Origin of the sequence: Pseudomonas sp. S44 (genome assembly GCF_016624805.1) — a bacterium.
GTDB lineage: Bacteria > Pseudomonadota > Gammaproteobacteria > Pseudomonadales > Pseudomonadaceae > Aquipseudomonas > Aquipseudomonas machongensis.
Genome location: NZ_JACVTY010000001.1, coordinates 587,767 through 600,573, shown reverse-complemented (window position 1 = coordinate 600,573; position 12,807 = coordinate 587,767). Strand labels below are relative to the sequence as shown.

Annotated in this window: 17 protein-coding genes; 8 read left to right on the top strand and 9 right to left on the bottom strand. The window is 62.1% G+C overall.

Translation table 11 applies throughout. The features are described 5' to 3' along the window. Nucleotides 1-2 precede the first annotated feature (2 nt). From IAE40_RS02625 to IAE40_RS02610, 4 genes are read left to right on the top strand one after another with little or no spacing between them, the layout of a single operon-like run. Nucleotides 3-539, top strand: coding sequence for a DUF3833 domain-containing protein (locus IAE40_RS02625; RefSeq protein ID WP_200602597.1), 537 nt, complete (start codon nucleotides 3-5; stop codon nucleotides 537-539). Beyond that, the gene (locus tag IAE40_RS02620; RefSeq protein WP_063544632.1) at nucleotides 536-841 is read left to right on the top strand and encodes a DUF6482 family protein; all 306 of its coding nucleotides are present in this window, start codon (nucleotides 536-538) and stop codon (nucleotides 839-841) included. The genes IAE40_RS02625 and IAE40_RS02620 overlap by 4 nt, the downstream gene beginning before the upstream one ends. A gap of 8 nt (nucleotides 842-849) precedes the next feature. After that, nucleotides 850-2,376 (top strand): cryptochrome/photolyase family protein, encoded by a 1,527-nt coding sequence (locus tag IAE40_RS02615; protein ID WP_200602596.1) that lies wholly within the window; start codon nucleotides 850-852, stop codon nucleotides 2,374-2,376. Continuing rightward, the gene (locus tag IAE40_RS02610) at nucleotides 2,373-2,555 is read left to right on the top strand and encodes a DUF2256 domain-containing protein (protein WP_112898067.1); all 183 of its coding nucleotides are present in this window, start codon (nucleotides 2,373-2,375) and stop codon (nucleotides 2,553-2,555) included. Before IAE40_RS02615 ends, IAE40_RS02610 begins: the two co-directional genes overlap by 4 nt. Here the strand turns inward: IAE40_RS02610 and IAE40_RS02605 are convergent. The 7 genes from IAE40_RS02605 to IAE40_RS02575 form a co-directional block, all read right to left on the bottom strand. Beyond that, a complete protein-coding gene (locus IAE40_RS02605; RefSeq protein ID WP_153774696.1) occupies nucleotides 2,493-2,981 on the bottom strand; it encodes a DUF2878 domain-containing protein in 489 nt (162 codons plus the stop codon). The two genes, IAE40_RS02610 and IAE40_RS02605, sit on opposite strands and share 63 nt — an antisense overlap. Next, nucleotides 2,981-4,243 carry an SAM-dependent methyltransferase gene (locus IAE40_RS02600; protein WP_200602595.1) on the bottom strand — a complete coding sequence of 421 codons (1,263 nt, stop codon included), beginning with the start codon at nucleotides 4,241-4,243 and terminating at the stop codon, nucleotides 2,981-2,983. The genes IAE40_RS02605 and IAE40_RS02600 overlap by 1 nt, the downstream gene beginning before the upstream one ends. Next, entirely contained in the window at nucleotides 4,218-5,027 is an 810-nt protein-coding gene (locus tag IAE40_RS02595; protein ID WP_200602594.1) for a DUF1365 domain-containing protein, read from the bottom strand. The genes IAE40_RS02600 and IAE40_RS02595 overlap by 26 nt, the downstream gene beginning before the upstream one ends. Then, the gene (locus tag IAE40_RS02590) at nucleotides 5,024-6,271 is read right to left on the bottom strand and encodes an NAD(P)/FAD-dependent oxidoreductase (protein ID WP_200602593.1); all 1,248 of its coding nucleotides are present in this window, start codon (nucleotides 6,269-6,271) and stop codon (nucleotides 5,024-5,026) included. Before IAE40_RS02590 ends, IAE40_RS02595 begins: the two co-directional genes overlap by 4 nt. 3 nt (nucleotides 6,272-6,274) lie before the next feature. Next, nucleotides 6,275-7,030 carry an SDR family NAD(P)-dependent oxidoreductase gene (locus IAE40_RS02585; protein WP_200602592.1) on the bottom strand — a complete coding sequence of 252 codons (756 nt, stop codon included), beginning with the start codon at nucleotides 7,028-7,030 and terminating at the stop codon, nucleotides 6,275-6,277. Next, nucleotides 7,027-7,449 carry a nuclear transport factor 2 family protein gene (locus tag IAE40_RS02580; RefSeq protein WP_054894648.1) on the bottom strand — a complete coding sequence of 141 codons (423 nt, stop codon included), beginning with the start codon at nucleotides 7,447-7,449 and terminating at the stop codon, nucleotides 7,027-7,029. The genes IAE40_RS02585 and IAE40_RS02580 overlap by 4 nt, the downstream gene beginning before the upstream one ends. A gap of 101 nt (nucleotides 7,450-7,550) precedes the next feature. Next, entirely contained in the window at nucleotides 7,551-7,997 is a 447-nt protein-coding gene (locus IAE40_RS02575) for a PAS domain S-box protein (RefSeq protein ID WP_200602591.1), read from the bottom strand. 153 nt (nucleotides 7,998-8,150) lie between these two features. Here IAE40_RS02575 and IAE40_RS02570 point away from each other — a divergent pair, with 153 nt between their 5' ends. Both IAE40_RS02570 and IAE40_RS02565 read left to right on the top strand, forming a co-directional pair. After that, on the top strand, nucleotides 8,151-9,038 hold the full coding sequence (locus tag IAE40_RS02570; RefSeq protein ID WP_197889577.1) for a MerR family transcriptional regulator: 888 nt from the start codon (nucleotides 8,151-8,153) through the stop codon (nucleotides 9,036-9,038). A gap of 411 nt (nucleotides 9,039-9,449) precedes the next feature. Beyond that, a complete protein-coding gene (locus tag IAE40_RS02565) occupies nucleotides 9,450-9,974 on the top strand; it encodes a hypothetical protein (RefSeq protein ID WP_054894651.1) in 525 nt (174 codons plus the stop codon). 90 nt (nucleotides 9,975-10,064) lie between these two features. Here IAE40_RS02565 and IAE40_RS02560 read toward each other — a convergent pair whose 3' ends face one another. Then, nucleotides 10,065-10,298 (bottom strand): PLDc N-terminal domain-containing protein, encoded by a 234-nt coding sequence (locus IAE40_RS02560; RefSeq protein WP_054894652.1) that lies wholly within the window; start codon nucleotides 10,296-10,298, stop codon nucleotides 10,065-10,067. A 13-nt stretch (nucleotides 10,299-10,311) separates the two neighbouring features. Beyond that, the gene (locus IAE40_RS02555) at nucleotides 10,312-11,514 is read right to left on the bottom strand and encodes a zinc-dependent alcohol dehydrogenase (RefSeq protein ID WP_197889578.1); all 1,203 of its coding nucleotides are present in this window, start codon (nucleotides 11,512-11,514) and stop codon (nucleotides 10,312-10,314) included. A gap of 248 nt (nucleotides 11,515-11,762) precedes the next feature. On the opposite strand from IAE40_RS02555, the gene IAE40_RS02550 reads away from it, so the two are divergent. Continuing rightward, nucleotides 11,763-12,005: a hypothetical protein gene (locus IAE40_RS02550; RefSeq protein ID WP_054894654.1), complete on the top strand. Its 243-nt coding sequence runs from the start codon at nucleotides 11,763-11,765 to the stop codon at nucleotides 12,003-12,005. Next, a complete protein-coding gene (xth, locus tag IAE40_RS02545) occupies nucleotides 12,002-12,799 on the top strand; it encodes an exodeoxyribonuclease III (protein WP_200602590.1) in 798 nt (265 codons plus the stop codon). The genes IAE40_RS02550 and xth overlap by 4 nt, the downstream gene beginning before the upstream one ends. Nucleotides 12,800-12,807 lie beyond the last annotated feature (8 nt).

The window sequence follows — 12,807 nt, the reverse complement described above, 5'->3', positions numbered from 1 at the left end:
ACATGTACAAAACACTGTTGCTGGCGTTGTGTCTGCTGCTGGGCAGCTGTGGCAATGTCGGGGTCGAACGCTATGCCCAGGAACAGCCGAAGCTCGACCTGATGGCGTTCTTCTCGCGGCCGGTACAGGCCTGGGGGATGTTCCAGAAGCGCTCCGGTGAGGTGGTCAAGCGCTTTCATGTGCGCATCGATAGCCGTCGTGAAGGTGAGCATCTGATCCTCGAAGAACATTTTCTCTATAGCGATGGCACCCGTCAGGAACGCACCTGGCGGTTGGTGCCCGACGGCCCTGGCCGCTGGCGCGGCACGGCGGGGGACGTCATTGGCGAGGCCAGGGGGGAAGTGGCGGGTAACGCGTTGCGCTGGCGTTATCAGCTTGACCTGCCTGTCGATGGGCGTAACTGGCAAGTGGACCTGGACGACTGGATGTACCTGATGGATGACGACACCCTGATCAATCGCTCGAGTATGAGCAAGCTCGGCGTGGAAATCGGCCAGATCACTCTGTTCTTCCGCCGCCTCCCGGAGGGTACGCCGTGAACCTGGTCACGCTGTTTCAATGGGTCTCGACCGGCGAAGCGAAGGCGCTGGAACTGCTGTCGCTGGAGGGCGGCTTCTACCTCCTGCGTGCCTTGACCGACGCTGGCCCCGTGACTCTGAACGATGCCCACGGGCAGCCCCTGCGCGTGCGCTCCACCACAGAACTACGCCAGTTGCTGACGGGCCTGCCAGCTGTGCCCTGCACGCTGGTGCAGCACGTGGTACATGATGAAATGTGCGGGCAACGTGACGGCCCCATCGAACCACTGCGGGTCCCGATAACGCTGGCCAGCCAGTGGTAGGCGAAACGATGCGCCTGGGCCTGGTGCTGGGTGACCAGCTGTCGTTCGACCTGGCGAGCCTGAACGCTCTCGACCCTGCCCGTGACGCTATCTTGATGGCGGAGGTGGAGGGTGAGGCCCGGTACGTGCCGCACCATCCACTGAAGATCGTTCTGATCTTCAGCGCCATGCGGCACTTCGCTCGGTGCCTGCGCGAGCGGGGTTGGCAAGTGCACTATGTCGAGCTCGATGCCGCAGGCAACAGCGGCAGCATCGTTGGCGAGTTGTGTCGCTGGCAACAGGCCTTGGGCGCTACGCAGATCCACCTGACCGAGTGCGGCGAGTGGCGTCTGGAGCAGGCATTGCGTGATGCCGGGTTGCCGCTGGTGTGGCACCGTGACCGGCGTTTTCTGTGCTCGCGCGAAGCCTTTGCGCGCTGGGCCGGTGAGCGGCGCCAACTGCGCATGGAGCACTTCTACCGTGGCATGCGCAAGCGCACCGGCCTGCTGATGGAGCTCGATGGCAGTCCGGCAGGTGGGGCCTGGAATTTCGATGTCGACAATCGCAAGCCGTTGCCGCGTCAGCTACGTGGTCCATTCGCTGCGCATTTTGCGCAGGACGAGATCACAGCAGCGGTACAGGCGCTGGTAGTTCAGCGCTTCAGCGATCACTACGGAGCCACCGACGGCTTCGACTATCCAGTAACCCATGCCCAGGCCCAGCAGCTCTGGCAACACTTTCTGGAGTTTGGCCTGGCGGCTTTCGGGGACTACCAGGATGCGATGGCCGAGGGCGAACCTTACCTGTTTCATGCACGCATCAGTGCGGCGCTCAACATCGGGCTACTGGATGTGCGTTGCCTGTGTGAAGACGTCGACAGGGCGTGGCGCGAGCGGCGAGTGCCGCTCAATGCAGCCGAGGGGTTCATCCGCCAGTTGATAGGCTGGCGCGAGTACGTGCGCGGGATCTACTGGCTGCGCATGCCGGAATATGCCGGGCTCAATCACCTGGGCAACGAGCGCGCGTTGCCGGAATTCTACTGGACCGGGCAAACCCGTATGCGCTGCATGGCGCAAGCCATCGGGCAGACCTTGCGGCTGGGCTACGCACACCATATCCAACGGCTGATGATCACCGGCAACTTCGCCTTGCTGGCCGGTATCGTGCCAACGGCGATTTGTGAGTGGTACCTGGCGGTCTACATGGACGCTTTCGACTGGGTCGAGCTGCCCAACACGCTTGGCATGGTGATGCATGCCGACGGTGGCTACCTGGGCTCCAAGCCCTATTGTGCGAGTGGTCGGTACATCCAGCGCATGTCCGACCATTGCGCGTCTTGCAGTTACAGGGTTGGTCAGGTAACCGAGGAGGATGCTTGCCCGTTCAATGCTCTGTACTGGCATTTTCTGATTCGCCATCGCACCTTGCTGTCGGCTAACCCGCGGCTGGCTCTGGCCTATCGTGGGCTCGATGGCATGTCGGCCAGCCGTCGCGATGCCGTATGGCAACGCGGCCAGTCGTTGTTGGCGCGACTGGATGCCGGGCAGGCAATATGAAGAAGAGCCTGTTGCCCAGCAAAGTCTGTGTGGTGTGCGGCCGGCCGTTCAACTGGCGCAAGCGCTGGGCGCGCTGCTGGGAAGCGGTGCGCTATTGCTCCGAGCGATGCCGCAGGTCAGCGCCACGCCGCCAGGCGCAAGAGCAGGGGCAAGGTGAAGGCCCAGATGGGCGCCAGTAGCAGGCCGGTTTCCAGCGTGCCTAAAGGCAATCCCACCCCGGCCAGCCTGGCGCCCGCCAGGTAAGCCAGGGGGCCGCCGATTGCGCCTAGCAGTGCACCGAGCCGCCAGTCCCTGGCGATCCATGCCAGGCTGTGGCGCATGCCACTGGCCAGCACCAGCCACAGCAGCGCCAGCCACAGTGGCAGCGGCCAGGCATCGAACGCGAATACCCCCAGCGCTCCCAGCACCGTATCGAGCAGGCAGCCGGCCAAGGTAACGCGCCACAGCGCCTTGAACTCGGCGCTGACGTCCCTGCTCAGGCGCAGATGCACGCCCAGGCCGAGGATCACCAGCAGCAAGAGCCAGGGCCGTTCGGCACCCAGTACGCAGGCCCACCAGCCGACCTGCAACCAAAGGGCATTGGCGACCAGCCTGCCGCCGTGCATCAGGCATGGCCTGGCAAGGGCGCACGACGTGCCTGGGGCGCAGCCAACAGCAGGTGGGCAACGCCGATGGCGCGCTCCTCGAAGCCGCCTTGGCAGTAGCACAAGTAGAATTCCCACAGGCGCTGGAACGTGTCGTCGTAGCCCAGGTCGGCCAGCGCCGTGCGTGCCTGACGCAGGTTTTCCCGCCAATGCTGCAGGGTGAGGGCGTAGTCCTGGCCGAAATCTTCCATATGTACAAGGTTCAGCGCGGTGTGCCGGCTGGCGGTATCGAGCATCACGCTCAGCGAAGGCAGGGCGCCTCCGGGGAAAATGTAGCGCTGGATGAAGTCCACCGAGCGCCGTGCTTGGTCATAGCGCTGGTCGCGAATGGTGATGGCTTGCAGCAGCATCAGGCCATCGGGCTTGAGCAGCGCGGCGCACTGGCGGAAGTACACCGGCAGGTAGCGATGGCCGACCGCTTCGATCATCTCGATCGAAACCAGTTTGTCGAAACGGCCTTCCAGGTCGCGGTAGTCCTCGCGAAGTACTGTTATGCGCTGCTCCAGGCCCAGCGCCCGAACGCGCTCCAGGGTATGGCTGTACTGCGCTTCGGAAAGGGTGGTGGTGGTGACCCTGCAGCCGTATCGGGTGGCGGCGTGAATCGCCAGGGAGCCCCAACCGCAGCCAATTTCCAGCAGGTGATCGTCAGGGCATAGCTCAAGTTTCTGGCAGATGCGCTCCAGCTTGTTCAACTGAGCGTGTTCCAGTGTCTGCCCGGGATGCTCGAACTGGGCTGCCGAATACATCATGGTGGGGTCCAGTAGTCGCTCGAACAGGGCGTTGCCGAGGTCGTAGTGCGCCAGAATGTTACGCCGGGAACCGCGCCTGCTATTGCGGTTGAGCTGGTGCAGCAGCCGCAGGGCAGGGCGGCCGAGGCGCGCCAGGCCGCCCTCGAGCGCGTCGAGCACTTCAAGGTTGGCGACGAACAGGCGCGTCACCCGTGCAAGGTCCGGGCTGCGCCAATAGCCGTGAATGTAGGCTTCGCCGGCACCGATCGAGCCATTGCCGGCGATCAGGCTCCAGGTGGCGTCATCGAGCACCTCCACTTCGGCCTGCAACGGGCTCTCGGTATCGCCAAAACTCCACTGCTGGCCGTGGCACAGCAGGCGCAAGTGACCGTGGCGCAGCTTGCCCATCCGGGCGAGCACGGCGCTTCGTGCCAGACCGCCGAGCAACGGCGCAAGGCCGGCGAACTTGCTAACGCTCAGGGTGTGATTCGACATCATTCGTGTCCTCGCAGGAGTGGCCGAGCGCCAAGTGATTCTGGCGGGCAGTGTGGTCATGGATGGGGGTGCGTTTGAACAGCAGGCGCAGTGCTTGCCAGTAGATAGCCGAGAGGGTGCGCAGGCTCATCCACGGGAAGGCCAGGATGTATCGATGCAGACTGGCGCGGTCCAAAGGCTGGCGCTGCAAGGCGAGGTCTGCCTTGAACACCGTGCGCTCGTGTTGGTGGTTCTCCATGTGGATACGTACATGTTGCGCATCCAGGGAGAAGCGAAAGCGATAGTCCATGTCCAGTGGCATGAACGGCGACACATGGAAGGCCTTGGATACCGTGAAGGGTGTGCCCAGGTTGTCGTGGACCGGCAGCACGTAGTGGAAGCGTTCACGCCAGGGGGTGTTTCGTACTTCCAGCAGGATCGCCGCCAGGTTCGCGTCGCGGTCATGGCAGAAATAGAAACTCACCGGGTTGAACGACAGCCCCCAGCAGCGCAGTTGCGTGAGCAGGTGGACCGGGCCTTCGGGCATATGCCCGGTGGCTTGGTGGACGATCAAGCGCGCGGCCTGTGCCAGCGTGTGTCCCTGCTGGGTCAGCGCTGGCAGGTAGTCGGTCTGGCGAAAGCTGAGCGGTGCCAGGCGCCAGCGCCCTAGCCAGCGTGACAGGCTCATCAGCCAGGTTTGCTCGTCCAGATCCAGGTAGAACATGCCTGTTCGATAGCGGAACGCGTGGGCGCGCGGCGTCAGGCGATGGTGGCTGATCCAGCCCAGGCAAAGGCTGCTGTTCACAGTTGCACCCCGAAATGCGCGGCCACCTTCAGCGCACTGACCACACCGTCCTCGTGAAAGCCATTTCCCCAGTAGGCACCACAGAAGTAGCTGTGCTGCTGACCTTGCAGCTCTGACTGCCGAGCCTGCGCCGCGGACGCCGCGAGGCTGTATTGAGGATGGGCGTACTGAAAGCGGGCAATCACCTGGGCAGGGTCTATCAATGCGGTCTGGTTGAGGCTCACGCAGAAGGTGGTCGGTGCCTGAATACCTTGCAGGATATTCATGTTGTAGGTCAGCGCGGCGGGAGCCTCCTGTGGGACTCCCAGGCGGTAGTTCCAGCTCGCCCAGGCGCGCTTGCGGCGCGGCAGCAGGCGGGTGTCGGTGTGCAGTACGACGTCGTTACTGGCGTAGCCGATGGCCCCGAGCACGGCACGCTCCTGTGCGCTGGGGCTTTCCAGCATTGCCAGGGCCTGGTCGCTATGGCAGGCAAACACCACATTGTCGAAGCGTTCGGTGCCGGCCGCGCTCACCACGGTTACCCCACCTTCGTCGCGGCTGACCCGGTGAACCTTGCAGTCAAGGCGGATGTGCTCAGCGAAGGGGCGGCACAGTGGCGCGATGTAGCTGCTCGAACCACCGTTGATGACCCGCCACTGTGGACGGTGGTTGACCGACAGCAGGCCGTGGTTGCGACAGAAGCGGACGAAGAACTCGAGGGGGAAGTGGAGCATGTCGGCGCGGGACATCGACCAGATGGCCGATCCCATCGGCACGATATAGTGGTCGATGAAGCGCTGCCCATAGCCCTGTGCCTGAAGGTAGCTACCCAGCGTGGTGTTGGCATCGATGCGCTGGCTGTCCAGGTCGGTCAGTGCCTGGCGGTTGAAGCGCAGAATATCCCGCAGCATTCCCCAGAAACCTGGGGAGATCAGGTTGCGGCGTTGTGCGAACAGTGTGTTCAGGTCGTGGCCGTTGTACTCAAGGCCCGTGGCCGGGTCATGCACGGAAAAACTCATTTCGGTGGGCTGTGAGGTGACCTTGAGCTGGTCGAGCAGTCGAATGAAGTTGGGGTAGGTCCAGTCGTTGAACACGATGAAGCCGGTGTCTATTGCATGGCGCTGGCCCTTCCAGAGCACATCGAGGGTGTGGGTGTGACCACCGATCCAGCGCTCGGCCTCGAAAACCGTGACCTGGTGGTTGCGCGACAGCAGATGGGCGCAGGTCAGCCCGGCGATGCCGCTGCCGATGATTGCTATACGCATGAATCAACCTTCCTGTTCATGACGGGCGAGGCGTTGCCCCAGGGCCAGACGCAGGCGCGCCGGTAGCGCACCGAGCAGGCGCAATACACAGGTGAAAAGACCGGGGAAGTTGATTTCCACGGGGCGGTGGGGCAAGCGCCTGGCGATGTGTCGGGCGGCGCGCTGCGCACTCCACAGCTGCGGCATGGGGAAATCGTTGCGGCGTGTCAAAGGTGTGTCGACAAAGCCAGGGCTGACCAAGGTGACTGCGATACCTTCGCGAGCCAGGTCGATCCGCTGTGACTCCATCAAATAGGGCACCGCGGCCTTGGAGGCGCCGTAGGCACCGGCGCGGGGCAAAGCCAGCCAGGTCACCGAACTGCCCATCACCACCAGGTGAGGGCGCTGGCCCTTGCGAAGCAGGGGCAGTGCCGATGCCAGGCAATAGGCGACACTGAGCAGGTTGGTGCGCATCACGCGCTCGACCAGCGCCGGATCGAACTGCCCCGGCTCCAGGTATTCGCAGGTGCCGGCATTGAAAATGGCCATGTCCAGCCCGCCCCAGGCCTGCTCGATCCGCGCGGCGATCGCGGCGATATCCTCAGGGTTGCCAAGATCGCCGATGGCCAGCAGTACCTGCCCCGGAAACTGTTCGGCCAGGGGCGCAAGGCGATCGGCCTGGCGTGCGCCCAGGGCCACTTGATGGCCTTGCTCCAGCAGGATGCGAGCGAGCTCGGCACCGATACCGCTGCTGGCGCCGGTCAACCAGCAGCGGCTCATGCCAGCCTGCCTTTGAGCCAGCGAATGGCGCCGCCCATGATGGGAAGGTGTTCATAAATGAGGGCGCCGGCGTCGAAATAGTCCTGGTGAAAATGCACACGGTCGCGCCAGTGCAGGCAACTGCAACCTTGCAACGAGATCTGCCGCCCGCTGGCCAGGCGTGGGTGGCGGAACTGCAGGGTCCAGCGCAGGTAACCCTGTCCGGGACTCACCTCGTCGGCGCTGAGAAAGGCATAGCGGATATCGGTGGCGTTGGCGTACAGCTGTTCGAAATAGGCTCGCAGCGCCGGCAGGCCCTGTATGTGGTGCAGGGGGTCGCGAAAAGTGATGTCTTCGCTGTACAGGTTTTCCAGCGTGCCGAGGTTAGCCCCATCGAGGCTGGCGAAGCGCTCGGCGAATTGCTGTAGGTATGCTGACATGTGGGCTCCAGGAAATCCTGTACAAAATATATTTGTTGTACAGGTATAGCTGAAGCTCCGGGATTAATCTATACAGATTGAGGGTTGTGTATAGCTTTTTTTTAGCGCTCGTCCTGGCCGAGCTGGCGGCGCAAGCGGGCCACTTCGGCTTCAAGCTCGCGCACCTTTTCTTCGGCGCAAACCTGCGCTGTCACATCGCGCTGGATGCCGATGTAGTAGGTCAGCTGGTCTGCCTCGTTGTACACGGGCGAGATGGATAACTCGTTCCAGAACAGGCTTCCATCCTTGCGATAGTTGCGTAGCACCTGGCGGCAGGGGCGGCCTTCACGGATCGCATCGCGGATGCTTGCGAGGCCTTCCTGGTCATGATTTTCGCCCTGCAGAAAACGGCAATCCTGATAGAGGATGTCGTCGGTGTAATAGCCGGTCAGGCGTTCGAAAGCGGGGTTGACGTAGATGAGGATGCTGTCGTTGCCCTCTTGCTCGGCAACGACGATGCCATCGTTCGAATGCTCGACCATCAGTTGAAGGAGTTTCGCGGTGATCATAGGGCCCACCTACAGGCGTTTTATATGCAGGATGCGCAGATTGCTTCTATGTGGAAGACCTCGGCGCCGTTGGTTGCATGATGGACCATGGAGGCTCGCCGCAGAAAGTCCATATGAGTTTAGAATGCTCGATCTCCCGGATATTCTCTGATTATGACTGACACCACCCCACCCGATTTGCTACCCATGCGCGATGTGGTCAGCTTGACCGGCATCAATCCGGTCACGTTGCGCGCCTGGGAGCGGCGCCATGGGTTGATACGCCCGCAGCGCACCGAGGGCGGCCACCGCTTGTACACCGCCCGGGATGTGCAACGCATACGCGACATCCTGCGCTGGACTGCCAACGGCCTGTCTATCAGCAAGGTCGGCGACAGGCTCGCCGGCCGGCCTGAGGCACCAGTGCAGCAGCCCTCGGCCTTCGACGAATGGCGAGACGCTGTGGTGCGTGCATCCGAGGCATTCGATGCACAGGCGTTGGAAGGGATTCATGGCCAGTTGTTCACCCTGTTCCCCAAGACCTCCGTGCTGCGCGAAGTGCTGATGCCGGTTTGGTATGAGTTGGCTTCAGGGGCTGCTCCAGGCCGGCGTAGCCAATGGCTGTTTCTCGATACGTTCCTGCGTGCCCGCTTGCTGGCGCGTCTGCATTTGAATCAGATCCCCGCGCCGCGGGTGCTGCTGGCGAGCACCGAGGGGCTGGCTGAATTCGAGGTGCTGTGCGCTGGGCTGATGTTGAGCAGCGAGCAACAGCGCATCGACGTACTGGGCTGCGGACAGTCGTTGGAAGAGTTGCCGTTGCTCTGCACCGCCATGCAGCCTGCGGCGCTGGTGATAAAAGTCCAGGCGCCGGTGAGTCCCGCCTTGGCCAGGCGCTTGCGTACCTTGCAGATGGACATTGCCTGCCCGCTGGCCTTGGTTGGCGAGCGGTTGGCTGATTCGTTGCACGCGTTGAGTGGAATCCCGTTATGCCTGCTGGACGAGGGAGGCGTTGACGCTGCGCGCAGGCTGAGTGCGTTGCACCGTGGCGCGCTTGACCTTTAGCGGGTCTGGACTTCAAACATGGAACTTTGCCCCACGGATTGGCTTCCCTTGTTCAAAGGCCAAGCTGAGGAGAGCAGCATGAAGAAAGAGACCCAGACTCAAAAGCCGGGGACGCAGACCGGGACCCAGGGGGAAGAGGAGCGAGACAACGACGCCCATCGTCCGGACGGATCTACCGGTACGTCACATGACTCGACGGCGCAAAAAACGGCCCGTGATCATGGTCAGCACAAACGCTGAAACTGCCACCCGACAGGGTTGAGGCTCGCCACGTTGGCGAGCTTCTGGGGCGGAGCAGGGATATCGCAGGTGAGACGTCAATTCAATGGAATTCTCGGTCCCATCGCCTGTTCTACCGGACTCAGCTCCTGGCTCATCTCGTAGCTCGGACCCCACTTTCCGGAGCAGCGAATGCCTCGAATCATTACCCCAACCACCCCTGAACACGAGATCAACGAGCACAATGCGAGGATGTTCGGCTCTCCCAAGGAGCGCCTGGACTTCTACCGCCGCGAGATCCAGTACGAAACCAGCATCCTGGCCAATCGCACGGATGCCTACCTGGCGGCGCAATCTTTCCTGGTCATCGCGTTCGTTTCTTCCATGGGCAACCTCAATCAAGGGTGGGGCGAAATGTTCACCCTGATCGTGCCGGCGTTCCTTGCCTTGCTCGGGGTATTGAGCTCGCTCAACGCCTGGCCTGGCATCCGGGCTGCGTACAACATCATCGATCACTGGCAGCTCAAGCAAAGCCACCTGCTGCGCAGCGAGCCGTTGATGGGGTTGGCCTACGACGAGTCGCCGCTGTTCTCCGAGGCAGAGACCTCACGTGCAGGGCATCGAAAATCACTGCTGTTTTCGTTACGCACGCCGTGGATCTTTCTGGTGTTCTGGGTGCTGCTGGGTAGCTACTCGGTCTACATACAACTGGCCTGAGCGCGTCGATCCTGGACGTTCGGTTCGAATATCAAGGGCTCGACGCGGGCTTAGCGGGCGAGGTGTGCCGTAGCGCCAACCTCGGCACCGTCAGCCTTTGCTGTGCTCGTCAGACGTGGGCCCAGTGCCTCGCTTGATGCCTCGTGGGCCAGCAACGCCCCAGATACCCAGACCCACGAGCGGCAGCGCCAGGATCAGCAAGGCCCAGGCCGCTTTGACGGCATCCGTCTTGTCGCTCCTGAACACGCTGACGATGGCCCACAGGTCGATGAGTAGCAGAATTGCCGCCACGGCAATCCAGAAGTAACTGGCTAAACCGTTCATGACCTTGCCTCCTCTACACGTAGTCAGGGCCCAGGGTGCCCGCCGCAGCGCCTGGCACGAGGATGACCTTGCGGCAGTTGTCCTGCTTCTGATCGAAGATCTTGTATCCCATCGCTGCCTCCTCGAGCGCCAGGCGGTGGGTGACGATCAGTTCCGGTTGCAGGCGTCCGGCTTCGATGTGCTGCAGCAGCTCTGGCAGGTATTTCTGGACATGGGTCTGCCCCATCTTGAAGGTGAGGCCCTTGTCGAAGGCATCGCCGAACATGAAGGCGTGGATGAAACCGGCATACACACCGGGGACGCTGACAACCCCGCCACGGCGAACCGCGGCAATGCTCTGGCGTAGCGCCTTGCCACTGCTGCCTTCGATTTTCAGCGCTGTCATCACCGTTTCTGCAGTGCTGCCCTTGGCCTCGAAGCCGACTGCGTCGATCACGGCATCCACGCCGCGCATGCCAGGTGTCTGACGGATGATGCTGTCTGCAGGGTCGTCGTCCTGCTCGAAGTTGATGGGTATGACTCCGTAGGCCTCCTGGGCATACGCCAGGCGGTAACCGTTGTCGTCGACCATGAAAATGGTCTGGGCGCCGAGCATCCGCGCGCAGGCAGCACTCAACAAGCCCACTGGCCCGGCCCCGTAGATGGCCACTGACGAACCCTGGCCGATGTCGGCATTGATCACCGCCTGCCAGGCGGTCGGCAGAATGTCGGAGAGAAACAGCACCTTGTCATCGGCAAGGTCCGTGGGCACCTTGAACGGGCCGACATTACCTTTGGGCACCCTGACATAGTCGGCTTGGCCGCCAGGGATACCGCCATACAGATGGCTGTATCCGAACAAGGCAGCTCCTGGGGGAATGCTTTTTTTGTTGATGATCGCGCCGCGCCCGGTGTTGGTAGTCTCGCAAGCCGCGAACAGATCGTGCTGACAGAAGAAGCAACTGCCGCAGGCGATCACGAAGGGGATCACGACGCGATCGCCGATCTTCAGATTGGTAACGGCACTGCCGGTGTCCTCGACGATACCCATGAACTCGTGCCCGAAAATATCGCCCGCTTCGGTTTGCGGAATTTTGCCTCGATAGAGGTGCAGATCGGAGCCGCAGATGGCGGTGGCGGTCACCTTGAGGATGATGTCGTCTTGTTCCTGGATGAAGGGATCAGGGACGTTATCGACCCTGACGTCGTGTGCTCCGTGGTAGGTCAGTGCTCTCATGAGTGTCTGCTCCTGCAAGTGCATGTTTGCGTGGTAGGTATGCAGGGGAAGCCATGACGGTCAGCAAAGTTCAGGTGAGTAAGTCCGGTGGTACTAAATACTGACTCGCTAAATAGCGGCCTCTGTTCGATCGGGGTAAGCCGGAACAGGCTGCATCCGGCCAGCACCAGCGGTCCTGATCCAATGCTCATTGGAACGTTGCGCGCAGGGCGGGCTCTCACGAACAGGGGTATAACGAGGCCGTCATCATGAGCATCGAACGCAGCATTCCTGAACTTGAAGCCTGGTACGCACAGTACGACGACGTCAGTTACCGGCGCGAGTCGCCGGATGCCTACCACCATGAACTGGTTCGCACCGCCGAGGCGCTGCGTGACGATGGTGCCATCGACTGGGATGACTGGCTGGCGCTGAAGGCGTTAGCCGATCAGGCCCATGTCCGGGCACTGGAAGACGCCGTCCAGGCCCACGTGAACGACCCTGACGCATGAAAGCACTGAAGATTGCCACCTTCAATATCAATGGCATCCGCAGCCGCCTGCCCGCGTTGTTGGCCTGGCTGGCGCGGGAGCAACCGGACATCGTCTGCCTGCAGGAATTGAAGGCGGCCGACCAACAGTTTCCTCGCGAGGCGCTTGAAGCGGCGGGTTATGGCTGCCTTTACCAAGGGCAACCCTCCTGGAACGGTGTTGCAATCCTGGCGCGCGATAGCGAACCACTGGAGGTCCGTCGTGGCCTGCCCGGCATGGAGGACGATCAGCAGAGCCGCTATCTCGAAGCTGCGGTGCAGGGCGTGCTGGTGGGCTGTCTGTATCTGCCCAATGGCAACCCACAACCCGGCCCGAAGTTCGAGTACAAATTGCGCTGGTTCGAGTGCCTGATCAAGCATGCCCAGGCACTGCATGGCAGCAGCCATCCCACGCTGCTGGCGGGCGATTTCAATGTCGTGCCGACTGATCTGGATATCTACAACCCACGTTCGTGGCTGAAGGACGCGCTGCTGCAACCTGAGTCACGGGCGTGTTTCGAACAGTTGCTGGCGCAGGGCTGGGTCGATGCTGTTCGCCACCTGTACCCAGAGCAGCGCATCTACACGTTCTGGGATTATTTTCGCAATCACTGGGCACGCAATGCCGGACTGCGGATCGACCACTTGCTGCTCAATCCCGACCTCGCCCCCTATCTGAAACGAGCGGGTGTGGATGCCTGGGTACGCAACGAGGCCAAGGCCAGCGATCATGCGCCGGTCTGGATCGAACTGGGCAGGCGCCGCCAGCAACGTTAGCGGTCAGC

Coding starts and splice junctions, on each gene's coding strand:
- IAE40_RS02625 (WP_200602597.1), top strand. CDS start 3: ATGTACAAAACACTGTTGCTGGCGTTGTGTCTGCTGCTGGGCAGCTGT.
- IAE40_RS02615 (WP_200602596.1), top strand. CDS start 850: ATGCGCCTGGGCCTGGTGCTGGGTGACCAGCTGTCGTTCGACCTGGCG.
- IAE40_RS02610 (WP_112898067.1), top strand. CDS start 2,373: ATGAAGAAGAGCCTGTTGCCCAGCAAAGTCTGTGTGGTGTGCGGCCGG.
- IAE40_RS02605 (WP_153774696.1), bottom strand. CDS start 2,981: ATGCACGGCGGCAGGCTGGTCGCCAATGCCCTTTGGTTGCAGGTCGGC.
- IAE40_RS02600 (WP_200602595.1), bottom strand. CDS start 4,243: ATGTCGAATCACACCCTGAGCGTTAGCAAGTTCGCCGGCCTTGCGCCG.
- IAE40_RS02590 (WP_200602593.1), bottom strand. CDS start 6,271: ATGCGTATAGCAATCATCGGCAGCGGCATCGCCGGGCTGACCTGCGCC.
- IAE40_RS02585 (WP_200602592.1), bottom strand. CDS start 7,030: ATGAGCCGCTGCTGGTTGACCGGCGCCAGCAGCGGTATCGGTGCCGAG.
- IAE40_RS02580 (WP_054894648.1), bottom strand. CDS start 7,449: ATGTCAGCATACCTACAGCAATTCGCCGAGCGCTTCGCCAGCCTCGAT.
- IAE40_RS02575 (WP_200602591.1), bottom strand. CDS start 7,997: ATGATCACCGCGAAACTCCTTCAACTGATGGTCGAGCATTCGAACGAT.
- IAE40_RS02570 (WP_197889577.1), top strand. CDS start 8,151: ATGACTGACACCACCCCACCCGATTTGCTACCCATGCGCGATGTGGTC.
- IAE40_RS02565 (WP_054894651.1), top strand. CDS start 9,450: ATGCCTCGAATCATTACCCCAACCACCCCTGAACACGAGATCAACGAG.
- IAE40_RS02560 (WP_054894652.1), bottom strand. CDS start 10,298: ATGAACGGTTTAGCCAGTTACTTCTGGATTGCCGTGGCGGCAATTCTG.
- IAE40_RS02555 (WP_197889578.1), bottom strand. CDS start 11,514: ATGAGAGCACTGACCTACCACGGAGCACACGACGTCAGGGTCGATAAC.
- IAE40_RS02550 (WP_054894654.1), top strand. CDS start 11,763: ATGAGCATCGAACGCAGCATTCCTGAACTTGAAGCCTGGTACGCACAG.
- xth (WP_200602590.1), top strand. CDS start 12,002: ATGAAAGCACTGAAGATTGCCACCTTCAATATCAATGGCATCCGCAGC.